Genomic DNA, 24441 nt, shown 5'->3' on the forward strand with positions numbered 1-24441 from the left:
CGCTAAAACTCCCAGCCCAGATAAAACGCGGCGTCAGACTCGACTTCGCCATTCAGACCCACTGACTCCGGATGCGGGTCTCCCAAATGACGCAGAACCCATTGCGCGCGCAGGTCTTCCGTCGGCTTCCACACCACGCTGAGGTCAGCCACAAGAAAGCTGGGGATATTGGAATACTGAATGCGATCCACATAACGCAGGTAGGCGTTCAAACTCCAAGAGGGTGAAATGTCCCAGTAAGAAATCAATTGAGCCATGTCTCTGGGGGACGCATCTTCGAGACTCTCCGCACTGACCAGTGAAACGCTGGATGGGTCTGGCTCCATATCCATTTCCATATGACTGGCGTTGAGACGCAACCGCCAGATGGGGTTTGGCTTGTAATCCAATGAGACTTCTACGCCTCGGACATCGCCGGTCATTTCATTGTGGATGCCACTAGGCCCTACCGTTCTTAGATCATCGTACTCGCCGTGATAGGCGGACAGGTCCAGCGTCCACTGCTTCCAGGATTTTCGGCCCCCGAACTCGTAAAATTTAGCGCGCTCCGGCAGCAGGCTCTGAGCCCCCACCAATCCCGGCGCATACAGGTCGTGCTCCAGTCGCGTCGGCACGCGCACCGCCCTGGACCAGGACGCCCAGAGAATGGCGTCAGGGAAGTCATAAGCCAGTCGTACACTGGGCTGCCACTCCTCGCCGGAGTAGTCATTCACTTCATATTTGGTTCCCGCGATGACACGAAAATTCTCGCCGAAGGGTTTGATTTCATCCTGAATAAACAGGTTCTTGACCTCATCACTCCGTCTCTCCGGTCTTAAGCCGGATGTCTCCGAAGGCGACAGAACTTCATCATGAACCACCCGATAACCCAGTCCCGCTACGACATCGTGAAGCCCAAACTGATTGCGCAGCTGGTATTCCAGGTTCCAGATATCGCGCTTATCGTCGAGGCCGGTGGTTTCCAGCACAGTGTTATCGAAATAAAACAGCAGTTGTTGGCTACGCTGCTCAGAAAAAGCATGGCTCCAATTGAACATCAGATTGCCGCCGTGGAAATCCTCCGTCGAGCCGGCTTCGCCCCGATAGTAGTCTCCCTGAATCGTGTATTCATCCTGACGGCCGCGCCCCAGATCCACTCTGAACCCAGTTTGCAGATGTTCACTGTCGTCTTCCGTCCCCAGGCCGCCACTATTGTCGCGATAGACCCCTTTGCCATAGATCCGCGCAAAACCTTCTTCACCAACCTTCCAGCCATAACGCTGTTGATACAGACCGCGTTCCTCCAATCCTGCTCCGACAGTCACCGCCCCACCCTGCGTCTCCGCGGCGTTACGCGTGATAATGTTGATGACGCCGTTAACCGCATTGGCGCCCCATAAGGTGCCGCCGGGTCCACGCACCACTTCGATGCGGTCCACGTCTTCCAGCATGACGTCCTTTTCCTCCCACAACACGCCGGAATACAGCATGCTATAAATGCTGCGCCCGTCGATCAGCACCAGCATCTTATTCGCGTTGGTGGTGGCGGAACTGAATCCGCGGGCGCTCACACTCCACTTGCCTCCCTCAAAGCGATTCACTTCAAGCCCGGGAACATAGCGCAGCGCTTCCGCAATATGAGTGACGCCCATGCGTCGGATATCGTCCCGGGTAATGACGTAAACCGCCGCCGGGGCTCTGGCGAGTAATTCCTGCTTGCGAGACAAGGTGGAGATTTTCAGCCCCATAAGCTGCTCCAGACTGGCGCCTTTAATATCCAGCACCAGGTCATCTCTTGACGCAGATACCGTGGTGGAAAATAGCGCCATCAGCCAACATCCAGCTATTTTCGCGAGGTCGGACGGTCGTTGTTTCATATCCTCGAAACTCCCTTGAACCGTTAATCTCAGTATAGAAACAAGCTGGAAATTAACAAAAAAACACACAGCGGCCTTAGCGGCTTGGCCAGTCGAATCCGCCCCCTCTCCATCGCATTAGAAACAACTCACCTATTACAAAAAGTCCTGATTTGAGACGTTAAATTTGCTGCAATTCTTGACTAGACTTTAAAGATCAGGCGATGGAAAAGAACCTTATGCTCCAGCTCGAGGGAAGCAGGCTGTTAATAGTCGATGACGAACAGCGCAACACCAGACTGCTGGCGGATATCTTTCGCGCGGAAGGTTGTGACGTTCACGAGCTGAACAACAGTTGCGACGTACTGAAAACCGTCGCCAGTTATGAGCCGGACCTGATCATCCTGGACGTAATGATGCCGGGTAAAAATGGGTTTGAGCTGACGCGGGAGATCAAATCTCATGAAGCCTGGAAACATATCCCTATTATTCTGCTGACCGCACTGGCGGACAGGGACTCCTGCGTATCGGGACTTGAGGCTGGCGCGGAAGATTATGTCAGCAAGCCGTTTAATCGCCGGGAGCTCCGCGCCCGGGTCAACAACCTGCTGAAGCTGAAAAAGCTGCATGACTTTCAGAATCAGAATATTCGTCTGCTTGAGCAATACGACCCGGTCACCGGCCTGCCGCGCAAAGAAATCCTGCTGGAAATCGCCAACACGCTGTTCAAGAAGAAAAAAGACAGTTCATTCTGCGTCGGCGTGTGTGAAGTCGACCTGGACCAAACCCTGATCGGCCTGCTCAGCAGCCAGGATCGTGATACCTCCGAAAAACAGATCAGCCGCACGGTAGTCGAGCGCATGTCCGCCATTTTTCCGCCTGGCATATTGATGGGCTGTCTCGGACCAGGCAAGTTCGGCGTCGTGCTGGAAGCCTCTGAGAACGAAGCTGCCTCCCAGCTGCGTTTGTTGCAGCACCGGTTGCAACAGCCGTTTATGATCCAGTCGCAAGAGTTTTTGCTGAAATTCTCTATCGGCTACATGCCGCCCAGCATGCCTTCGCGAGAATGGCGCGTTCTTTTCAATAAAGCGGAAATGGCGTTACTGGAGGCCAAGAAAGAAGGCGGCAACCTGCTGAAGAAGTTCGTTCCGGAAATGGATGCGGAGAACTACGAGCGCTGGTGGCTGTCCCAGGCGCTGTTTCAGGCCATGCGCGAACAACAGTTTGAGGTGTACTTCCAACCTCTGGTGGACATACATAAAGAGACATTGGTTGGCTTTGAAGCCCTGCTACGCTGGCAACATCCGGACAAAGGCTTTATCAGCCCTGCGCGTTTTATCCCGCTGGCGGAAGAGAATGGACACATTTATGACCTGAGTCTGTGGATGATCGAGCAGGTCTGCCAGCAGATCGTCGCCTGGCGCAGGATGGGGCCCAGGGTGCGCATGGCGATAAATATTTCACCGGTGCAACTGTATCGAGACGACTTCACCGAAGATTTTGTCGACGTTTTCAGCCGCTATCACCTGTCTCCGAACGACTTTGAACTGGAGCTGACTGAAAGCAGCCTGATGGACCCCAAAGGCGGCGGGCAACTGCAAGCGCTGTGGCGACAGGGGTTCGATATCGCCATCGACGATTTCGGCACGGGATACAGCAATCTGGAATATCTGAAAAAGTACCCGTTCAACCGCCTCAAAATCGACCGCTCCTTTATCAGCAATATCTGTGAATCCAGCGACGATATCGCCATCGTCAAAGCCATCCTGGCGATCGCCGAGCACATGGGGTTCAAGGTTATCGCGGAAGGCATCGAAACCGTTCAGCAACTGGAAAAATTACGCGAACTGGGGTGCCACGAAGCCCAGGGTTTTTACTTCAGCAAACCGGTCCCGGCGACCATCGCGACGGACATGCTGCGCTATGGCTTGAAGCCCTCACAACCCTGATTCGCCTACGCCTTCTTATTATCTCCCGACTGCTCCTCAAGGCTCGTCAACGCCCGCTTTAGATTTGCTCTGGCATTGGACTCCCGCTCATTACGGAACCTATCCGTCTGATAAATAAAGGCGTCATTCAGAAAACCTTGCAGCACTCGACAGCGCCCAGCGCAGTATTGCGGCCAGGGGATGTCTTGGTATTCCTGCCTGATCCAGCCTTCATATTGGTCATACAAAGCAGGAGCGGCGCCCAATATCGCCAGATCAATATCCACCAATAACGCGGCGTCATGAGAGTCCGGTTGCGACGGATGGCGGGTGTGAAGAATCAAGTCCCGCACCTGCGCCGCCATCTCGGGCCTTTCACCCAGTTGACCCAGTTCAGCCACCGCGCGTCGCGCGCTGTCCGCTTCGTTATCCGCATGTCCTATCTGATAGACAATATCGTGATACCAAAGCGCCAACTCCACCCCACGCGGGTCTTCTAAATCGCCAACAACCTGATCAAGATGGCTCAGGCAAGCCTGAATATGCGCCAAGGTATGGTAATGACGATGGGGTTCCGAATAGGCGTTGCGCAATCCGTCAAAGCAGCTGTTGACAGTTTCTGAGGCCGCATGGGGAAACAATTGTCGCCAGCGGGTAAACAAGTCGTTCTCCGGCATTCAGGGCGTCCTTGTTAAAACATAGGCTCGACATCAGGTGACGACGTCGTTTCGAGCCATCATACCTTCAGACCCACACTAACTAAAAACCTGATCACAGCGTCAATAACAGCAATCGCCGCCCGAATTGTTCAAACATTGAACTTTTTACCTAAACCATTGTTGTAACCCCACAGTTTCATTGCCTGACGACGGCTTTCGGAGTATGTTTCCCGGTTACACGTGGAGTACTTTTGTTGTCATTCGGTCCCTCTCAATGGACAGGGTCGGATTAAGAAACGGACGGCGTAGACATGGCAACCTCAATATCAGACAGTCGGCTTCCCATCGAAGCCCAATTAGCCTTTATTCAAGATAATCCTCTGATGGATCTGCTGGACAGTTTTTGCGAAGGCAGCATCATCGTCGATCAAAAAGCCCGAATTCGCTGGCTCAGCGACAAATATCGCCTTCTGCTGGAACTGCCGGAAGACGCCGCGAAATACGTCGGCCGCCCGGTGGAAGAAGCCATTCCCAACAGCATGATGCGCCAGGTGGTGGAAAGCGGCCGCCCTATTCTTCTCGATCTCATGCGCATTCGCGGCACCTGGATGGTGGTGACCCGTATGCCGATCCGGGACGACCAGGATCAAGTCATTGGCGGCATTGGTTTCGTGTTTTACAAGCAGCTGGACTACATGAAACCCCTGGTGGAAAAGTTCGGTCGCCTGCGCGGCGTGCCCACCACGGCGGAAAAGCAGCTGGCGGACATGCGGCAGGCGAAATACTCCTTCGCGGATTTTATCGGACAAAGCCCGGTCATTCGTGAACTCATCCGGCGCGCGCGACAAGCGGCGGAGCTGGACACTACCGTGTTACTGCTGGGCGAAACCGGCACTGGCAAAGAAGTGCTGGCCCACGCCATCCATCACGCATCGGTGCGCGCGGAGCGACCGTTCGTCGGCGTCAACATGGCGGCGATACCGGAAAGCCTGTTGGAAGCGGAATTCTTCGGCGCAGCGCCTGGCGCTTATACCGGAGCGGACCGCAAAGGGCGCATCGGAAAAATCCAGCTTGCCGACGGCGGCACGCTGTTCTTGGACGAAGTGGGCGATTTGTCTTTGAGCCTGCAGACCAAGTTATTGCGGGTGCTGCAGGAACAGGAATTCGAAGCCCTGGGCTCCAATCGCATCATTCGCGTCAACGTACGCATCATCGCCGCCACCAGCCGCAATCTGAAGCAAATGGTGGAGACCGGTGAATTCCGTTCCGACTTGTACTATCGCTTAAACGTTTTGCCTATCGAGGTGCCGCCACTGAGAGATAGAGAAGGCGACATTGAGCTATTAGTTGGCAACATGCTGCGACAATTCTGCGACGCCTCCGCATTACCTTTGCGCAAACCCAACGCGGAAGCGATGCGGTTATTGCACACCTATCACTGGCCCGGCAACGTGCGGGAGCTTCACAACACATTGGAGCGCGCCTTTATTTTCGCAGAGGGAACTGAGTTGACCGTCGCGGACTTCGCCCACCTGCAGGGCGCCGGAGATAAAGAAAAATGCCGCGAAGCCGTCAAGCCACTATCAGAGGCCATGGCGGAGGCGGAGCGTAATTTTCTCAAGCAGGCGATGTCCGCCTGTAATGGCAACCGCTCCGCCAGTGCGAAGGCGTTGGGGATATCCCGCGCCACCTTCTACGAAAAACTACAAAAGCATGAGTTGATATAAGGCGTCGCCAGACGCCTTTTCCAAGCTTTTTTAGCCAGATATATGCAGAAAAACGGTATAAAAAACATATTTAATCTGCCTGCACAGATAAACTTGTACTAATAATTTTATAACTAACCTCCCCACCGTTTTTGTCCGACTCTTCATACATTGTCTGAAAATACGGACAACTCCATAGCCTCACTAATGTCAGCGATTACAAGCTCCCAGGGGCGCCAGGCAGACCTTCTGTCCGGGCTTCCGTACACCTGCTGGACAACAGGTCATATTTGATACGTATCTATATGAAAATTAAGGAGTTTAAAAGCTGGCCTAATATATGTATTCTGCCTTCCGGTAGTAGTCGGCAATAAAAAGAAATTTAGGGAAATACTATGCATTTACATGGAACCTCATCCTTATCTTTGCGCGCGCTCGCCAAAGTCCTGATTGTCGCCACACTGACTTGCGCAAGCGTGGCGCAGGCGACCGACAAAGTACGCTGGAAAATGCAGGCGGCGTACGGCAGTAACCTTCCCGCTCTGGGCGACACGATTCCCGGCGTCATGGAGTCGCTTAACAAAGCCTCCGGCGGCCGCATCATGATCAAGCACTATGAGCCTAATAAACTGGCGCCCACGCTGGACATCACCGAAGCTGTCAAAAGCGGGAAAATCGAAGCCGGCTACACCTGGCTGGGATACGACCAGGGCCGTATCGCCTCCTCCGTATTATTCTCTTCCGTACCCTTCGGCATGGAGCCCTGGGAATACATCGCCTGGTGGTATGAGGGCGAAGGCCGCCAGATGGCGGAAGACGTCTATCATCGCGACAACATTCATCCCGTTCTGTGCGGCCTGACCGGGCCGGAAACCGCAGGCTGGTTCAAAAAAGAAATCAATAGCCTTGAAGACCTCAAAGGTCTGAAAGTCCGTTTCGCCGGCATCGGCGGCCAAATCATGCAGGATCTCGGCGCTTCCGTGACAGTATTGCCCGGTGGCGAAATCTTCCAGGCGTTGGAAAAAGGCGCCATTGATGCGACGGAATTCTCCCTTCCCGCCGTCGACCAGAAACTGGGCTTCAACAAAGTCGCCAAATACAACTACTTCCCTGGCTGGCATCAACCGCATTCCGCATTCCACCTGGTCGTCAACAAGCAGGAGTGGGAGGCTATCTCCGATAGCGATAAGGAAATGATCAATATGGCGTGTCAGGCTGGCGTTACGCGCGATCTGGCGCGCAGCGAAGCCATTCAGGGTCGCGCCATGGAGCAATTGGAGGCAGACGGCGCCGCCGCGCGCAGATTGCCGGAGAACATCCTGCGCAGTCTGCAGGAAGTGACCAAAAAAGTACTCGATGCGGAAGCCGCCAAAGATGCGGACTTCAAAAAGGTTTACGAAAATCAGCTGGCCTTCGAAGCGCAGTACAAGCGGTGGAAGCAGCTGGGATATTTGCCGCGCGATTTCTAGGCGGTTAGCCGGAAAGTTGCGCAGCCTTGTCTGATTTCCTTGAGGTAAGCAGTACCCATAGCGTTCTAGGGTGTCGCTACGACACTTTGTGGGGGCCCGGCCCCCACCTTTTTCGGCTGGAGGCCATCCCGTTCCGCCAAAGGGACGCCCGTTTTATAGCCCGCAGTAAGAATAATAAGCAGGAGTATCCTTATGCAGGCGCATCCTATCAAGGCTGAAAGCGCCAACACTGACGCACTGAGCGGCGCATTACCGTCTCAGAGCGAACGATTGCGCCATGAGCGCGGCCTCAACGCATCCTCACAACACCTCTCGCCCTCTTCTTCTGAACCTAATGACGCTTTCTCTAACTTGAGCGCCGAAGCGAGCCCGCCTCCACCGCAGGAGCTGCCGCATACGCGACTGTCCAGATTACTGGACACATTCGTACGCCGTATTGGCGAAGCCAGCGCCTGGATCTGGCCTGTCCTGATGCTGGTGATCATGACCAATGTGGTGATGCGCTACTTTTTCGGCGAAGGGCGCATTGAGTTTGAAGAGTTGCAGTGGCATCTGTACGCCATTGGATTCCTCACCGCCCTGTCTTATTGCTATCAGTCCGACGATCACGTGAGAGTGGATGTCATCCACGAACGCCTTTCACTGAGATCCCGTAGCTGGATTGAGTTTCTCGGCATTCTGTTGTTGCTGATCCCGTTCCTTACGCTGCTGACTTATTACGCATTTCCATACGTTTATGGCGCCTGGCTCAGTGGCGAACGCTCTTTGTCTCCCGGCGGACTGCCCTATCGATGGGCGATCAAGGCGGCGCTGCCCATTGGCTTGCTGCTTCTTTCCATCGCGACGGCGTCCCGATTCAGCCGCGTGTTCGTCTATCTTTTTCTGAAACCGAGGTAATGCGATGGAGCTGAATGAAGTCCTGGCCATCGCAATGTTCGCCACATTCATTGTTCTTATTTTTTCCGGTTTTCCCGTCGCCTGGTTACTGGGGGGCGTAGCAGTGGTATTCACTGGCGTCGCCCTGTTCGCGGACACCTATCTGGACGCATTCGTCGGCGTCGATTGGGACTACACCGCGCTATCGGTGGATCGCATCTGGGGCATCATGAACAACTGGGTGCTGGTGGCGCTGCCCATGTTCGTCTTCATGGGACAAATGCTGGATCGCTCCGGCGTCGCCGAAAACCTGATGAACGACATCTCCAAGTTATTTGGTCGCATGAACGGAGGCACCGCCGTCGCCGTCGTGATCATCGGACTGCTGCTGGCCGCATCCACCGGCATCATTGGCGCATCGGTCGCGCTATTGACCTTACTGGCGCTGCCAGTGATGCTGAAAAACCACTATCAGTCGGAACTGGCGGTCGGCTCAGTGTGCGCCGTCGGCACCCTGGGTATCCTGATTCCTCCCAGCATCATGCTGGTGATGATGGCTGACCAACTGGCCATGTCTGTCGGCGACTTGTTTCTCGGCGCCGTCATACCTGGCGTGCTTCTGGGTTCCGCTTACATTATTTATATCATCGCCCGCGCCAGCTTCGATCCCAGCATCGCACCCGCCGCCGCGGACGCAGAACCTCTCAGCGGTAAGGTCGCATTAGCGGCATTACGTTCAATCATGGCGCCGGCGTTACTGATTCTGGCGGTGCTGGGTTCTATATTCTTCGGTCTGGCGACGCCCACAGAAGCCTCCGGCGTCGGCGCTTTCGGAGCCACCTTCCTGGCCTGGCGCAATAAAAAGCTGAATGTGAACATGCTGCGCGATGTCTGCCGCCAAACCAGCAAAACCACCGCGTTTATCTTCGCCATACTGATCGGAGCCACCGCGTTTTCATTGGTTTTACGGGGACTGGGAGGCGATGAGTTAATTGAGAACGCCCTGACCGGCCTGCCATTTGGCCCTAACGGCGTCATCATATGTATTCTCGCCTGCGCGTTTCTGCTCGGCTTTTTCCTGGACTGGATCGAAATCACCTTGATCATCCTGCCGCTGGTGGCGCCGGTCGTGCAGCAACTCGGCTTCGATCTGGTGTGGTTCACCGTCATGTTCGCCGTCTGCCTGCAAACGTCTTTTTTGACGCCGCCGGTAGGATTCGCCCTGTTTTATTGCAAAGGCGTCGCGCCGCCGGAAATCAAAGTCGGAACTCTCTACCGCGGCGTTACCCCCTTTATTTTCCTCCAGCTGGCCGCCCTGGTGCTGGTATTCATGTGGCCGCAACTGGTCACCTGGCTACCCCAGCAAGCTTACGCCAATCCATGACTCCGAGGTTGTTATGCACCCGAAAGTAATTAGTGCCGAACAAGCTGCTTACCTGATTGAAAACGGACGCACCGTCGCCACCGCAGGCTTCGTCGGCATCGGTTTTCCGGAAACTCTCGCCGTAGCGTTGGAAAAGCGATTTAAGGAAACCCAGTCGCCTCGCGACCTGACCCTCGTCTATGCGGCAGGCCAGGGGGACGGCAAAGAGCGCGGGCTGAATCATCTTGGCCATGAAGGATTAGTAAAACGGGTGGTCGGCGGGCACTGGGGTTTGGTGCCGAAACTCGGCAAACTGGCCTGCGAGGGCAAAATCGAAGCCTACAACCTGCCTCAAGGGGTCATCACGCATTTATATCGCGATATCGCCGCCGGCAAGCCCGGCGTCGTTACCCATGTCGGGCTGCATACATTCGTCGATCCCCGCTACGATGGCGGGCGCATCAACGACAATACGCCTCCGGGACTGGTAGAGCTGCTCAATGTAGCAGGCCAGGAATATTTGCTATACAAAGCCTTCCCCATTCATGTGGCCCTGCTGCGCGGCACCACCGCAGACCCCAAAGGCAACATCACGATGGAAAAAGAGGCGATGCCTCTGGAGAGTCTGGCCATCGCCCAGGCCACTCATAACAGCGGCGGTCTGGTCATTGTTCAGGTAGAAAGACTGACCGCCCGTCACAGTCTGCACCCTTCCCGTGTACGCATCCCCGGCATATTGGTGGACAAGGTTGTGGTGGCGCCGCCCGAACACCATCAACAGACGTTTGCGGAGAGCTATAACCCGGCTTACAGCGGCGAAATCAATCTGCACTTATGCGATCACAAAGCGGCGCTGGATATTCGCAAACTGATTTGCCGCCGCGCAGTAATGGAGCTGCGTCCCGGCGCTATCGTCAATCTCGGTATCGGAATGCCCGAAACCATGGCGACGGTTGCGACGGAGGAAGGCTTGATGGATGAAGTCACGCTGACTATCGAACCTGGCGGCATCGGTGGATTTCCCGCTGGCGGCCTTAGTTTTGGGGCGGTTATGAACGCCGAGGCGATCATTGATCACCCCTCCCAGTTCGACTTCTACGATGGCGGCGGCCTGGATCAGGCGTTCCTGGGCATGGCGCAGATGGACAGTGAGGGCAACGTCAATGTCAGCCGCTTCAGCCAGCGCATGTCCGGCGCCGGCGGTTTTATCAATATCAGCCAGAACGCCAAGGAAGTGTACTTTCTCGGCACCTTCCTGGCGGGCGACTACGACATCCGCATCACCGGCAACGGCCTGGAGTTCGGCGTAGCGGACGCCACCATGAAGCTGGTGAACAACGTCGAGCACCTCACCTTCAGCGGTCGCTACGCCCTGGAGCGCGGACAAAAGGTCACCTACATCACAGAGCGCTGCGTGTTTCGTCTGCGACCGGACGGCCTGGAGCTGACGGAAATTGCGCCCGGAGTGCAGATTGATCGGGATATTCTCGCCCATATGGGGTTCCGCCCACGTATTTCCCCCAAGCTGAAAATCATGCCAATCGAACTGTTTCGCAGCGGTCTCATGCATCTAAAACTGCCTTTCACCGGCAGCGCCTCACCGCCGGAGGTATCTCCCCTCCCCTTGTGCGACGCTGGCGACGAGCCAATCGACGAAGCCATAGAACATCGTTATCACAGCGCTCTTAACATAGAGGCTTCGAGAGACTGATCAGACGGATATTGAGCCTTTGCGAAAGTCCGAGTGGTCCAGAATCGCATTGATCAATACAGGCCTGCCCTGACGCGCCAGCACTTTCGCCTCTTGTAACACAGGAGCGATATCGGCCGGCTTATCCAGCAGAAAGCCAACCCCGCCATAGCCCTCGGCGACTTTATGATAGTCCGTGCGACGCAACATAACGCCCACATCGTCCTGCAAAATTTCCATCTGATCACGGGCGATCTGGCTCCAGCAGGCGTCATTGCCGACCACGGCTATCACGCCGATGTTATGACGAACAATGGTATCGAATTCCGCAAGGGAATAGGCGCAAGATCCATCTCCATACAGCAGCCACAGCTCAGCCCCTTGCGTCGCCGCCGCGGCCCCCAATACAAAACCGCCGCCAACGCCAAGCGTCCCGAACACGCCAGGATCAAGCCAGCTCAACGGCGAGCGAGGACGCAGCGTGTAAGCGGCGGAGGCCACAAAATCGCCACCGTCGGCAATGATCGCGCTTCTCTCGTCCATCGCCGCGTCGATTTGCAATAGCAGATCCAGAGGGTTAATGCGTCCGCCCGCTGTTGACGCTTGCGCACAGATGTCTTTTTCTCTTTGCCGATCCCTTTCACGCAATGATTCCAGCCAATCAGCGTCCCATTGCACCGTCTCTCCACATGACTCCGCCAATTGCACAAGGAAAGCGGCGGGATCTCCCAAAACCGGAATGGTTGGCAAGCGATTTTTAAACAGGTCCTCGCGCTGTGCATTCACAGACACCAGCGTCGCTTTACGGGAGATATGAGAGCCATAGTCGAGACGAAAATCACAAGGCGCGCCAGCCAATAAAACCCAGTCCGCCTCCCGCAATGCCTGCTTGCGATGATGCTTTAGCTGCAGTGGGTGATCCGGACCCAACAGGCCCCGCGCCATGCCAGAGAGATAAACCGGCGCGCCCAATGCCTCAATCGCGGAGATGAGCTTGTCCGCCTGCTCAGGATGACGCAACGCCTGACCGCCAATCACCACGGCGGGACGCTTCGCCTTACGCAGGGACGGCGCCGCCACCGCCGCCAACGATTTATTCTTGACCGCATCAATCACATCCAGAGACACGTCCGTCGCAGTGTGGCGTAGGGCTCGTAACGTGCTGCGCTGCGGCGAATCCTGAGCCCCTTTGAACATCTGTTCCGCATGAAAGTCCAGATACCATTGCACCGCCTTCCCACCAAGACTGCCTTTCCCCTGCTCTCCTCCTTTTACGCCATACCATTCTCTTACCACTTGCTCTGGATAAAGCAGGTCAATGGGGAGTTCAACGAATATGGGCCCGGGCACGCCAGCGCAGGCGACTCTGAACGCCTCCTGTAATGTCGGAGCAATGTCGCGAACTTTCTCCACCGCAAAACATTGTTTGATCGTGGTTTCCAATAGCCCGGTCTGATCGATATCCTGCAAGGAGCCGCGTCCGCGCAGTACCGTAGCGCTGGCCCCGCCAAGCAGGATCAATGCAGACTGCGCCATCTGCGCATTTTTCAACGCCGTGACTGCGTTGGTCACCCCTGGACCCGCCGTCACCGCCGCTACGCCTGGTATTCCCGTCAAGCGCGCGTATGCGTCAGCGGCGAATACCGCACTCGCCTCATGCCTCGCGTCAATCACCTGCATTCCCGCTTTGCGGCAACCAGAAAGAATGGGCGAAATATGCCCGCCACACAGAGTGAATAACGCCCCAACGCCTTGCTCCAACAAGACCTCAGCCACCAGATCGCCACCGTGTTTCATATGCAAGTCCATTCCCTGTTCCATATTTGCTTATTGTTTCAGGAACCTTAAACCAAGCCGTCTCAACTGGCCAACTCAAACTCACTGAGCCCCTCTCGGCCTTATGGCGGTAGTAAGGCGTGATAGGCTGATGTATCCTTTAGTCACACTTGTATTTATGAATGATCCGCCAAATCACATCGGCCAACAGCCTTTTTATTACAAGGGGTTTGGGCTAGTTGGTGGAATCAATTTTTTGACCGTCGCCCCACTTTGCATGACGGTTTTCGACGTCAAACGTCGCTTGATTATTAAGTTTATTTTCAACACCAAAGGAAAGAGGCGCGACCATGGGTGCAGTCAACGAGTTATTTGAATCCGTAGCGGAAACCGCCGCCACGCCAATTATTGGAAAACTGGTGGAAGTGGACGCTAAAGGTCGCGCATGGATTGACTTTCCCGGCAACAGCGAAGGCGCGCTTCTCGCCAAAACCACCATCACACTCCCCCCCAGCCAGGCCGTTCCAGGTCAACAACTGCTGATGTTATTCGAAGGCGGACGCAAAAAATCTCCGATCATTATCGGCGTCATTGGCGAAGCGCTGGTTCCCAATGAAAGTCAGACGGTCGTGCTGCCTGTTGGAAAGACAGATGGCGCCGTTATAGATGGTAAAAAGGTACGTTTCGACGCGCGTGATGAAATTCAATTAGTGTGCGGCAAAAGCAGCATCCTGTTGCGAGCTGACGGCAAGGTCATCATCAAAGGCAAAGATATTCTGAACCGCGCCATGTCATCCAACAAAATCAAAGGCGCCAACGTCGCGATCAACTAAGAACGGTTGCGTCGAAGACGACGCTGGGCGAATATACACGAGATTTCAAGAGATTAAGGAATATAGCAATGGGCGTTACAGTCGGCGTAAATCATATGTCCGTAGTGCACAAGGACAGCGGTGGAGTGACCATCTGTTTCCCGGACGTCTGTAAAACACCCACGCCGGGCGGCCCTGTTCCGATCCCCTATCCCAACATCGCCATGTCCAGCAACTCGGCCAAGGGCGCTAAAAAAGTTAAATGCGACGGTAATCCCGTCTGTCTGAAAGACTCGAATTTCTCAACCAGTACAGGTGACGAAGGCGGTACGGCGGGAGGCGGCGTCGCTTCAGGCACCATCAAGAATAAGGCGGAGTTTTCCATGTACTCCTTCGACACCAAATTCGAAGGGAAAAACGTGCCGCGCGCCTTTGACATCATGCTGCACAACAAGATGAATACGCCGCCTTTCCCTGTGCTGCAAAAACCCATCATAGCGATGCCGATCACCGAAAAACCAAAGTGCATCATTTGCAAAAAAGAACTTTAATCTTCGGTCAGTGAATAACGATCAACAATGCCGCACCCGGAAATAACCAATAAAACCCCTTTTGTTGTTGAGCCCCTTTACCTGAATGATGAAGAGTTCGTCCCCGTCCTGACGCTGGTTGTGAAGGCGACTTATGACATCGTCGGCAACCAGCAGCTACGACTGGCGGACGAACAGGCGCCGCTATGTTTAGCTGGCGAATACTGGGGCGAACCTGGCGAGTCCAGCCTGAAATACGAGCCTGAATGCGTCTACTTTAAACCTGCCGCCGATATTGTTCTGATCGGCCACGCCTACCCTGAACGGAAAAACGACGCCAGCGTTAAAGTTGGCATCCGCGTAGGCCCGGCAAGAAAAATTGTGCAAGTGTTCGGAGACCGGCAATGGACAATGGGACCTTCCCACCCCATCGCCACCGCTCCTGCGCCCTTCGAAAAAATACCGCTGATCTACGAGCGCGCATTTGGCGGCAAAGATCCCCGTGGCGACGATGGCGAAAAAATCAGCCAGGAGTCCCGCAATCCCATGGGAGTGGGGTATCGCGACCCGCTGGAAGATTTCGAAGAAGGCGTTCCTCTGCCGAACCTGGAGAATCCGGACGATTTGATCCGCGCTTACAATGATGCGCCAGCGCCCGTTGGGTTCGGCTTTATCGAAGGCCATTGGGAACCGCGCATCAAGTACGCGGGCACCTACGATGAAACCTGGGAGAAGACGCGCAGGCCCTTACTCCCTTTTGACTTCAACAAGAAGTTTTACAACGCCGCATCGCCCGGACTGGTGTTGGACGGCTATCTGGCAGGCAACGAAGAAGTCACCATAGTGAACGCTTCCCCTCGTGGCCGCCTGCAGTTTTTCCTGCCCAACCTGCCTGCACCGGAATGTCACGTGCAGCTTCAAGGCGGAGCTGGCGTTCTTAGGGACAAAGGCGAACTGGATACGCTCATCGTCAACACCGACGAACATAAGGTGTTCCTGATTTGGCGCTGCGTCATACCGCTTAACGGCGGCTTTAACAGCGTAGCGGAAATAAACGCCCAGATCCCCGGCGTCGAAGTCATGAAACATGTGAAACTGGAGTCTTAGATACATGGGAGCAGGACCTCTTAACTTCGCTCCTGTAGACGAGTTTTGTCGTCAGCTATATTTGGAGCACCTGGAAGAAGCGTCTTTTCTATACAACAGCTATCTCGCATGGAGAAATGACCCGGAAATAACCTGGAGAGATCTTCAAGATCTGGAGGACCGGTTGGATGCGCATATTTTCGCGCTCACGTCAGGCGGCGATGCGGCCAAGCAAACCTGTCTGAAGCATTTGTCAAAAGCCGACTCAGGCGAGATCTACGCTATCGCAAGATTTTTTTGTCAGGCTCATGACGGGCAATGCATATCTCTGTTATGGGAAACCTTGCTGAAAGGCATCGACGATGAGCTTGAGGAAGAGTCTGAAGAATATGACAAGATAACCGCCGCCGCACGCGCACTGCGCCAGGACTACCCTCAAGAGTGGCGCATCAAGCTGGCGGCGATTTTGGAAACCACTCACCATAAGTTGTTTCCGATTATCGCGTCCGCTGCAGCGATCACCCGCAAAATGTCGGACAAAGGCGCTAAAAACCTTCTTGAGAACATGCCTTCTCCCTTTCTTCCAAGCGCGCTTGAAAATGTAGCGGAGAACCATACGACAAGCCACGCCAAACTGCTTTATCCGCTGCTGGAACATGAGTCCGCCGCAGTACGGCAGTTGGCGGCGGTGGGAATGTTGCGGCTTGGCGAAACCCATGTCCTCCCTCAGTTGCTCAATCAGCCTCTGACATTCGCCATCCCTATTGCTCTGGCCGGCATTAGACAGCAAATACAGATCGTTCTGCAGGCTATCAATAAGGAAGAAATGAATATCGACCTGATTGCCGCGCTGGGCATCAGCGGCGATCTCAGAGCTGTGAACTTTTTATTGCCCGCCCTGGCTGACGATGAATTGGCCTATCATGCCGCACACGCATTGAATCTACTGGTCGGCGCCAATCTTTATGAAGAAGCCTTCCATGAAGAACGCTTTTTTGAAGAAGATCTGTTTGATCATGAGATTGCGGACTTTAAGAACGGTAAATCTCCCCAGCATCCAGGCGGACGCCCCTATGGCGAGAACATAGAGCAGCTCTCCCGGGACCCAGCGAAATGGCGCCAATGGATGCTGGATAATGAGAGCCGATTTGATCCGGCTTTACGCTACCGTTATGGGGAACCCGCCTGCCCACAAACTATCGGCAGAAGTTTGGCCAGCCCTCGTACGCCCGACTTCCTGCGCCGCTGGATTCAGTATGAACTGTGCATCCGGTTCGGACTCGGTGCACCGTTCTCGGTAGAGAACCCCGTCAAACAACAATATAGACAGTTATCCGGCATCGCCCAGTGGGTGCAAGAGCACGGATCAGCCCATACTCCAGGACAGTGGTAAGAGAGCCTTCCTATGAGCACCCCACAGGACTTTAATACTGAGCTTCCTATCGCCGTCAGCGAAGTCGGCGCGATCACTTCCGTAGGAAGAGGCATGCAAGACAGCTTCGCCTCGATCCTCGCCGGCATGTCCAGAAGCACTGAAGTGAGCGGGTTTAAAGTGTTCGATGGCGATGAGCACGACATGGTTCCGTTAATTGGACATCCGGTCGCCGCAGTCACTGAGGGCTTTTCCGCCCTTGCCCGCTGGCGCCTGTTGGCGGACCACGCTCTGGGCAATCTTATCCAGCGAGGTAAAACTCCCGGAGCCAAACTGACTCAGACGCCCACCGGCTGCGCAATCGTCTTGCCGACCCTGGAAGGCGACCGCTTCTACTATGACCGCAGAATACGCCCTCCTTACAGCTCTGAAAGCCTGCTCAGCGGCTTGCTGATCAAGCACGGATTAAACATCCCGCTGGAGCAACGGGGATATTTTTGCAGTGGCCATGCCGGGATCGGTGAGGCAATTCTCGCTTTAAAAAGTAAAATGGAAGCTGGCGCGATTCACCGGGGCATTATCATAGCCGTCGACTCGATGCTGGATGGTTTTTCCCTGTTGTGGCTGAACGAAGCCGGGCGTCTGAAAACGCCTGACTCCGCCCACGGCCTGGCGCCGGGAGAGGCGGCAGTAGCTCTGATTCTGGAGCGGGCCGACGCCCTGCAGCAACGCGGGGGCAAGCCAATGGCCTGGTTGAAAGCCACTGCCTGCAGCGAAGACGATTATGGATTCTGGCAAATTGGCCGCACCCAGGGGCGCGGATTGATCAATGCGTTGAATCAAGCCATGCAGAACTTCGGGCCGGACTTTCAGACAGAACTCTATACCGATATTAACGGAGAGCACTGGCGCAGTACTGAGTTAGGCATGGTGATTCCCGGCTCGTCAATTGGACCAAGCCTGGCGGGCGGATTCAAAGCGGTGGCGGAGTCAGTGGGCGAAACAGGCGCCGCCAGCGGCGCGCTGAATATCGCCATCGCCGCCCAGGCATTAGCCTTGGGACAATCCCAGGCGCCTTATGCGACGATCCTGTCCAGCTCGGATTACGGCGACACCTGTGCGTGTATATTACAAAAGGCGATGTTATGAGCAAAAAGCAAAAGTCAGAAGGACCTCATGAGTGTTACACCGACGGCTATGGCCCGCACAAAACGGTGCAAGGCATGGAGGGCGGTTCTTGCCTGGCTCGCCATGAACAGTCTTACAAGAAAAACAACAGCTGCTCTTATCGCTGGCAGGGCGTAGAAAAAGCCAAAACGAAACCCGGCTGCGACGCCTACAATGCACACCCAAACGAAAAGTATCACATTACAGGCAGAGGTACCGGCCCCGTCGCCACCTCCAACCTCTCTAACTACACCAAAGACGGCAGCGGCCACGACGGCGCAGCGGGCAAAAGCTTCACCAGCAAAAAAGGTGATGCACTGACTTTAGTGGAAGTGAATAACTTCACCACCGGCTTCGCCCCTTACGGCAATCAGGTGCATCACATAGTTAATATTAGTTCGGTAAGAAACGGTATTGAAGAAATAGCGAAAGATCTACCCGACCTTAGAGTATTAATCGTTAATGGTTTGCTGGATGAAAAGTACAATATTAACTATAAAGACAACAGCCTGATACTGCCAACACAACGAAGCGCTTCGGCCAAAACCGGCCTTCCCTCTCACTACGGGAGCCACCCTTCTTATAGCAAGGACATATTGCAGCATGTGAAGCAGGCTTTGCAGCCCTACAAAAAAATCGCAAATGAAATGAAAAAGAACAAGCCTCACAGCAAACCCGACCCAGTAGAGCTGAAGAAGAAATTAGAAGACGCATCCAAGAAACTTTATAAAGAAATTATGGGAGATGCGGCGGCTAATCGGGCAAAAGCTAAAGCAACAAAGATTAACGATGTATCGCCAAAAAGCTTGCTGGCCCGTTAAAGCTATAGACCTTCTTCCAATCTACTTTAATACTCTCAATTCCAAGGAAAGCATATGAAATACTTTCTGTTCGATTTCTTAGGCGATAAAAAAGAAGAAAAATACTGCTTTACTTCCAAAACTCCTGATGGCGGCATTGACTCGTACGACCTAATCGCAGGGTTTCGCTTGTCGGATGAATACCCTGATGGCATAGAGGAAGTAACACTGAGCCTAGAAGACCAATTTCCAGGCGTTGAGTTGGCTTCCTTCATCGGCAATACAGATAAAATGCTCGCTTTCAGCAAAAAAGCCGCCACGCTCATCACTTCGATGAGCGAGTCTGAAATAGAGGTAGTTCCCTTTATCCTCTATAACCAGAAAGGCAAAGTACATAGCACGGATTATGTCTTCCTTAACCCAGTTGGAGATAGAGACTGCATCAATTGGAAAGAGTCTATCTGCACTCGTGACTCCGAAGGGGATATCTCTACCTACGACAAAGTTGTCTTTTCAAAAGCAAAACTAAATGAAGCGCCTCACATCTTCAGAGTAAAAAATCATACTGGCTACTGCTTGTTCAGTGAGGAGCTGGTCAAAGCCCTACTGGATGCAGGCCACACAAACTTAGTATTCAAGGATATTGAAGTCGCCTGATTTAAGCATGAAATACTTTCTCTTTAATTGTTTAGGGAACAGAGATAAAGAAGAGTATTGCTTTACAGTAAAAACACCTGATGGTGGCGTAGGCACGTATGATTTAACTTCTTGTTTACGCCTATCAGACGAGTATCCAGATGGTATAGAACCGGTATTCTTGAAGCTTGATGATAGATTCCCAGGATTGGAGTTAGCTTCCTATATTGGTAATGCAAGTAATTTATTATCTTTCCACACTTCGGCTGCAAATTTAATATACCAGTTAAGCGAATATGAGATAGAACTAGTACCATTCACCCTTTTAAATCCGAAAGGAAATGTGCATAGCGAGGAGTATGTTTTTGTCAACCCGATAGGCGCCATTGATTGCGTAAATTGGAATGAAACGGTTTGCACCCGAAGAAAAAATGGGGATATAGCGAACTATGAAAAAATTGTCATGGATAAGAGTAAAGTAAAAGACTTTCCAAATTTATTCCGCATACAAAATAAAAGCAGCTTATGCGTATTTAGTGAAACCATAGTAGATGCCCTAATGAAAGCTCAGCACAACAACTTAGTTTTTATTGAGCTCGAAGTGGCTTGAAAATCATGAAGTACTATTCGTTCAGTTGCCTGGGAGATAAAAGCAATAATGACTATTGTTTCACTATCGACACCCCAGAAGGAGGAATCGACTCCTATGACCTTATAGCTGGGTTTCGTTTATCTGATGAATACCCAGATGGCATAGAAGATGTAATTCTAAGACTGGAAGATAAGTTTCCTGGCTTAGAGCTTGCCTCTTTCATCGGTAACGCTAATGACATGTTAGCTTTTAACAAGGAAGCCGCCAACATAATCATCTCCATAAATCAAGCAGAATCAGAGATTATTCCCTTTACTTTATTTAACCCCAAAGGGAGGGTCCACAGTACCGATTATGTTTTCGTTAATCCCGTAGGAGACTGGGACTGCGTAAACTGGAAGGAGTCCAGTTGTGAGCGTGAAGATAATGGCGACATATACTCCTACGATAAGTTGGTTTTTTCCAAGGAAAAATTACAAGGAGCCCCTCACCTTTTCCGTGTAAGATTTGAGACAAATTTATATTTATTTAGTGAATTCCTAGCTAATGCACTTATTGAAAAGGGGCATACTAACTTGATTTTTGAAGATATCGAGGTGATCTGACAGGTTTAATATGAAATATTTTCTCTTCAACACCCTTGGCGACACCAGTAACGATGACTACTGTTTTACCTCTGATACGCCGGAAGGAGGGATTGACTCATGGGACTTAATCGCAGGTTATCGAATAGCTGACGAATACCCTGGCGGCATTGAAGAGGTTACCCTCAAGCTTGAAGATCAGTTTCCTGGGCTTGTCTTGGCCTCTTATATAGGAAACCCAAATCAAATGCTTGCTTTCAGCAAAAAGGCGGCAGACCTAATTATATCAATAGCACAGTCTGAAATAGAGGTTATTCCGTTCATACACTTAACGCCCAAAGGAAAGGTTTATAGTAACGACTACGTTTTTATTAACCCTGTGGGCGCGATTGACTGCATAAACTGGAAAGAAACTGATTGCTCCCGCAGAAAGAACGGCGATGTTTCCAGCTTTGATAAATTAGTTCTAGATAAGAAAAAAATAGACAATCCTCCTCACCTTTTTCGGCTCAAGTATTTAACTAACGCATATATATTTAGCGAAGTTTTGACCAAGTCACTACTAGATGAAAATCATACAAATTTAATTTTCAGTGAGATTGAGATGGCCTAGTTAAAAGTGAAATATTTTCTTTTCAAATGCTTAGGGGACAAGAGCAATGATGACTATTGCTTCACTACGGATACCCCTGAAGGTGGAGTCGACTCTTACGACCTTATAGCAGGATTTCGTTTATCTGACGAGTACCCGGATGGTATAGAAGATGTTGTTCTAAGACTGGAAGATAAGTTTCCTGGCTTAGAGCTTGCTTCATTCATTGGCAACGCCAACAGACTGCTTGCGTTTAGCGTATCAGCCGCTCAAATAATTACTTCCATCAGCCAGGCAGAAACTGAAACCATCCCCTTCACGCTACTCAATAGCAAAGGCAAAGTACACAGTAAAGATTATGTATTTATTAATCCTGTAGGAAGCTGGGATTGTATAAATTGGAAGGAGTCAGTCTGTGAGCGAAATGCAAAGGGAGATATAAAGTCTTATGAGAAGCTCGTATTTTCCAGGGAAAAACTAGTGGGGGCGCCACATCTCTTTCGCGTAAAACATAAAACCAGCATATATTTGTTTAGCGAAGCCCTGATTAAAGCATTACTAAACGCTGGCCATACAAACTTAGTTTTTAGCGAAATTGAAATCTCTTAGTCAGACAATGAAATACTTTTTATTTAACACCCTGGGTGATACCGGCAACGATGATTATTGCTTCACTTCAAAGTTTCCTAGAGGTGGCGTTGATGCCTATGACTTAGTTGCCGGGTTTAGGCTTTCCGATGAATATCCAGATGGTATAGAAGATGTTTATTGGAGTCTCGGAGACAACTTCGTTGGGCTAGAGCTCGCTTCCTATATTGGAAACCCAAACAGCATTCTCGCATTTAATAAAAGCTCAGCAAAATTAATAAGTTCAGTTGTACAATCTGAGATAGAAACAATTCCATTCACTCTATTTAACGCTAAAGGAAAATTATATAGCAATGACTATGTTTTCATTAACCCAGTAGGATCTGTCGACTGCATCAACTGGAAGGAAACTGTTTGTGATCGCAGAGATAATGGTGATATTTCCAACTTTGAAAGGCTAGTCCTTGACAAGAAAAAAATAGACACCCTTCCAGACCTACTTCGTATCAAGTTTTTAACTCGCGAATATATATTCAGTGAAACTCTGGTTGATACACTACTAAAAGCGGAACATACAAACTTAATTTTTAGCGAAATTGAGTTCGCCTAATTCAAAATGAAATATTATTTATTCGATTTCTTAGGCGATAAAAAAGAAGAAAACTACTGCTTTACGTCCAAAACTCCTGATGGCGGCATTGACTCCTACGACCTAATCGCAGGGTTCCGCTTGTCGGATGAATACCCTGATGGCATAGAGGAAGTAACTCTGAGCTTGGAAGACCAATTTCCAGGCGTTGAGCTGGCTTCCTTCATCGGCAATACTGATAAAATGCTCGCTTTCAACAAAAAAGCCGCCACGCTGATCACGTCAATGAGCGAGTCTGAAATAGAGGTAGTTCCCTTTATCCTCTATAACCAGAAAGGCAAAGTACATAGCACGGATTATGTCTTCCTTAATCCAGTTGGAGATAGAGACTGCATCAATTGGAAAGAATCTATCTGCACTCGTGACTCCGAGGGGGATATCTCCACCTACGACAAAGTTGTCTTTTCAAAAGCAAAACTAAATGAAGCGCCTCACATATTCAGAGTAAAAAATCATACTGGCTACTGTTTGTTCAGCGAGGAGCTGGTCAAAGCCTTGCTGGACGCTGGCCATACAAACTTGTTTTTTAGCGAAATTGAAATCTCTTAGCCATGCAATGAAATACTTTATATTCAATCCATTAGGCGATAAAAGTAACGAAAGCTATTGCTTTACTTCCAAAACACCGGACGGTGGAGTTGACTCCTACGATTTAATCGCCGGCTTCAGACTGTCTGATGAGTATCCAGAAGGTATCAAAGATGTTTATTGGCGTCTTGGAGATAACTTTTTAGGACTGGAGCTTGCATCTTATATCGGAAACACGCACAGAATTCTCGCGTTCAATAAAAGCGCAGCAAACCTGATAACCTCAACTACTCAATCTGAGATCGAAATCATCCCATTTACCTTATTGGACTATAAAGGAAAGGTACATAGCAAAGACTATGTTTTCATCAACCCAGTAGGCTCCATTGATTGTATTAATTGGAAAGAGACAGTTTGTAACCGTAGAAATAATGGTGACGTAGCCAACTATGAAAAACTAGTCCTTAACAAAGAAAAATCCGATGACCTCCCCCATATATTCCGTATTAAACATTTGACCTCAGAGTATATATTCAGCGAAACTCTAGTTAATACACTACTAAATTCTGGACATACAAACTTGGTTTTCAGAGAAATTGAGTTCGCCTAATTCCAAATGAAATATTTTCTCTTCAACACCCTTGGCGACACCAGTAACGATGACTACTGTTTTACCTCTGATACGCCGGAAGGAGGGATTGACTCATGGGACTTAATCGCAGGATATCGCATAGCTGACGAATATCCTGACGGCATTGAAGAGGTTACCCTCAAGCTTGAGCATCAGTTTCCTAGCCTTGTCTTGGCCTCTTATATAGGAAACCCAAATCAAATGCTTGCTTTCAGCAAAAAGGCGGCAGACCTAATTATATCAATAGCACAGTCTGAAATAGAGGTTATTCCGTTCATACTCTTAACGCCCAAAGGAAAGGTTTATAGTAACGACTACGTTTTTATTAACCCTGTAGAACCCTTTGACTGTATAAATTGGAAAGAATCAATTTACACCAAAGACGACGAAGGCGATATTGAGACACACGAAAGACTAGTTTTTTCAAAAGAAAAGTTAAAAATCGCACCACACCTCATTCGGATAAAGTTTAACACTAGCTGTTACCTCTTTAGCGAAGTGCTCGAAAATGCGTTATTAGATGCAGGTCATACGAACTTAATTTTCAAAAACATCGAGGTCGCCTAGTTAAA

Annotated in this window: 24 protein-coding genes; 21 read left to right on the forward strand and 3 right to left on the reverse strand. The window is 51.5% G+C overall.

Annotated features, from left to right (window positions below):
- Positions 1-2 precede the first annotated feature (2 nt).
- Positions 3-1856, reverse strand: a complete 1854-nt coding sequence (locus ONV78_RS09830; protein ID WP_279502943.1) for a TonB-dependent receptor — start codon at positions 1854-1856, stop codon at positions 3-5.
- A gap of 218 nt (positions 1857-2074) precedes the next feature.
- On the opposite strand from ONV78_RS09830, the gene ONV78_RS09835 reads away from it, so the two are divergent.
- Positions 2075-3784: an EAL domain-containing protein gene (locus ONV78_RS09835; protein WP_279502944.1), complete on the forward strand. Its 1710-nt coding sequence runs from the start codon at positions 2075-2077 to the stop codon at positions 3782-3784.
- 5 nt (positions 3785-3789) lie between these two features.
- Here the strand turns inward: ONV78_RS09835 and ONV78_RS09840 are convergent, their stop codons facing one another.
- Positions 3790-4440 carry an N-methyl-D-aspartate receptor NMDAR2C subunit gene (locus ONV78_RS09840; RefSeq protein WP_279502945.1) on the reverse strand — a complete coding sequence of 217 codons (651 nt, stop codon included), beginning with the start codon at positions 4438-4440 and terminating at the stop codon, positions 3790-3792.
- Positions 4441-4733: 293 nt separating this feature from the next.
- Here ONV78_RS09840 and ONV78_RS09845 point away from each other — a divergent pair, with 293 nt between their 5' ends.
- From ONV78_RS09845 to ONV78_RS09865, 5 genes are all read left to right on the forward strand, one after another.
- Entirely contained in the window at positions 4734-6149 is a 1416-nt protein-coding gene (locus tag ONV78_RS09845; RefSeq protein WP_279502946.1) for a sigma 54-interacting transcriptional regulator, read from the forward strand.
- 374 nt (positions 6150-6523) lie between these two features.
- Positions 6524-7597, forward strand: coding sequence for a TRAP transporter substrate-binding protein (locus ONV78_RS09850; protein WP_279502947.1), 1074 nt, complete (start codon positions 6524-6526; stop codon positions 7595-7597).
- 192 nt (positions 7598-7789) lie between these two features.
- Positions 7790-8494, forward strand: a complete 705-nt coding sequence (locus tag ONV78_RS09855; protein WP_279502948.1) for a TRAP transporter small permease subunit — start codon at positions 7790-7792, stop codon at positions 8492-8494.
- Between the two features lie 4 nt (positions 8495-8498).
- On the forward strand, positions 8499-9857 hold the full coding sequence (locus tag ONV78_RS09860; RefSeq protein ID WP_279502951.1) for a TRAP transporter large permease subunit: 1359 nt from the start codon (positions 8499-8501) through the stop codon (positions 9855-9857).
- 13 nt (positions 9858-9870) lie between these two features.
- On the forward strand, positions 9871-11547 hold the full coding sequence (locus ONV78_RS09865; protein WP_279502953.1) for a CoA-transferase: 1677 nt from the start codon (positions 9871-9873) through the stop codon (positions 11545-11547).
- On the opposite strand, the gene ONV78_RS09870 is transcribed toward ONV78_RS09865, so the two are convergent.
- Complete coding sequence (locus tag ONV78_RS09870) at positions 11548-13335, reverse strand: thiamine pyrophosphate-binding protein (RefSeq protein WP_279502955.1); 1788 nt, start codon at positions 13333-13335, stop codon at positions 11548-11550.
- A 317-nt stretch (positions 13336-13652) separates the two neighbouring features.
- On the opposite strand from ONV78_RS09870, the gene ONV78_RS09875 reads away from it, so the two are divergent.
- The 15 genes from ONV78_RS09875 (at position 13653) to ONV78_RS09945 (ending at position 24436) form a co-directional block, all read left to right on the forward strand.
- Positions 13653-14135 (forward strand): DUF6484 domain-containing protein, encoded by a 483-nt coding sequence (locus ONV78_RS09875; RefSeq protein WP_279502957.1) that lies wholly within the window; start codon positions 13653-13655, stop codon positions 14133-14135.
- 68 nt (positions 14136-14203) lie between these two features.
- The gene (locus tag ONV78_RS09880; RefSeq protein WP_216739476.1) at positions 14204-14665 is read left to right on the forward strand and encodes a DUF4150 domain-containing protein; all 462 of its coding nucleotides are present in this window, start codon (positions 14204-14206) and stop codon (positions 14663-14665) included.
- 27 nt (positions 14666-14692) lie between these two features.
- Positions 14693-15751, forward strand: coding sequence for a DUF2169 domain-containing protein (locus tag ONV78_RS09885; protein WP_279502960.1), 1059 nt, complete (start codon positions 14693-14695; stop codon positions 15749-15751).
- A 4-nt stretch (positions 15752-15755) separates the two neighbouring features.
- Positions 15756-17123, forward strand: coding sequence for a hypothetical protein (locus ONV78_RS09890; RefSeq protein ID WP_279502961.1), 1368 nt, complete (start codon positions 15756-15758; stop codon positions 17121-17123).
- Between the two features lie 12 nt (positions 17124-17135).
- Positions 17136-18251: a hypothetical protein gene (locus ONV78_RS09895; protein WP_279502963.1), complete on the forward strand. Its 1116-nt coding sequence runs from the start codon at positions 17136-17138 to the stop codon at positions 18249-18251.
- Positions 18248-19090, forward strand: coding sequence for an AHH domain-containing protein (locus ONV78_RS09900; RefSeq protein WP_279502965.1), 843 nt, complete (start codon positions 18248-18250; stop codon positions 19088-19090). Before ONV78_RS09895 ends, ONV78_RS09900 begins: the two co-directional genes overlap by 4 nt.
- Before the next feature lie 54 nt (positions 19091-19144).
- Positions 19145-19726: a DUF1629 domain-containing protein gene (locus ONV78_RS09905; protein WP_279502967.1), complete on the forward strand. Its 582-nt coding sequence runs from the start codon at positions 19145-19147 to the stop codon at positions 19724-19726.
- 7 nt (positions 19727-19733) lie between these two features.
- On the forward strand, positions 19734-20315 hold the full coding sequence (locus ONV78_RS09910; RefSeq protein WP_279502968.1) for a hypothetical protein: 582 nt from the start codon (positions 19734-19736) through the stop codon (positions 20313-20315).
- Between the two features lie 5 nt (positions 20316-20320).
- Positions 20321-20902, forward strand: coding sequence for a DUF1629 domain-containing protein (locus ONV78_RS09915; RefSeq protein ID WP_279502969.1), 582 nt, complete (start codon positions 20321-20323; stop codon positions 20900-20902).
- A gap of 10 nt (positions 20903-20912) precedes the next feature.
- Positions 20913-21494: a hypothetical protein gene (locus ONV78_RS09920; RefSeq protein ID WP_279502971.1), complete on the forward strand. Its 582-nt coding sequence runs from the start codon at positions 20913-20915 to the stop codon at positions 21492-21494.
- A 6-nt stretch (positions 21495-21500) separates the two neighbouring features.
- Complete coding sequence (locus ONV78_RS09925; RefSeq protein ID WP_279502973.1) at positions 21501-22082, forward strand: DUF1629 domain-containing protein; 582 nt, start codon at positions 21501-21503, stop codon at positions 22080-22082.
- 7 nt (positions 22083-22089) lie between these two features.
- Positions 22090-22671 carry a hypothetical protein gene (locus ONV78_RS09930; RefSeq protein WP_279502974.1) on the forward strand — a complete coding sequence of 194 codons (582 nt, stop codon included), beginning with the start codon at positions 22090-22092 and terminating at the stop codon, positions 22669-22671.
- 6 nt (positions 22672-22677) lie between these two features.
- The gene (locus ONV78_RS09935) at positions 22678-23259 is read left to right on the forward strand and encodes a DUF1629 domain-containing protein (RefSeq protein ID WP_279502975.1); all 582 of its coding nucleotides are present in this window, start codon (positions 22678-22680) and stop codon (positions 23257-23259) included.
- A gap of 7 nt (positions 23260-23266) precedes the next feature.
- The gene (locus ONV78_RS09940) at positions 23267-23848 is read left to right on the forward strand and encodes a DUF1629 domain-containing protein (RefSeq protein ID WP_279502977.1); all 582 of its coding nucleotides are present in this window, start codon (positions 23267-23269) and stop codon (positions 23846-23848) included.
- Between the two features lie 6 nt (positions 23849-23854).
- Entirely contained in the window at positions 23855-24436 is a 582-nt protein-coding gene (locus ONV78_RS09945) for a hypothetical protein (RefSeq protein ID WP_279502978.1), read from the forward strand.
- Positions 24437-24441: the final 5 nt, after the last annotated feature.

The organism is Hahella sp. CR1 (genome assembly GCF_029813005.1).
In the GTDB taxonomy this organism is placed as follows: Bacteria; Pseudomonadota; Gammaproteobacteria; order Pseudomonadales; family Oleiphilaceae; genus Hahella.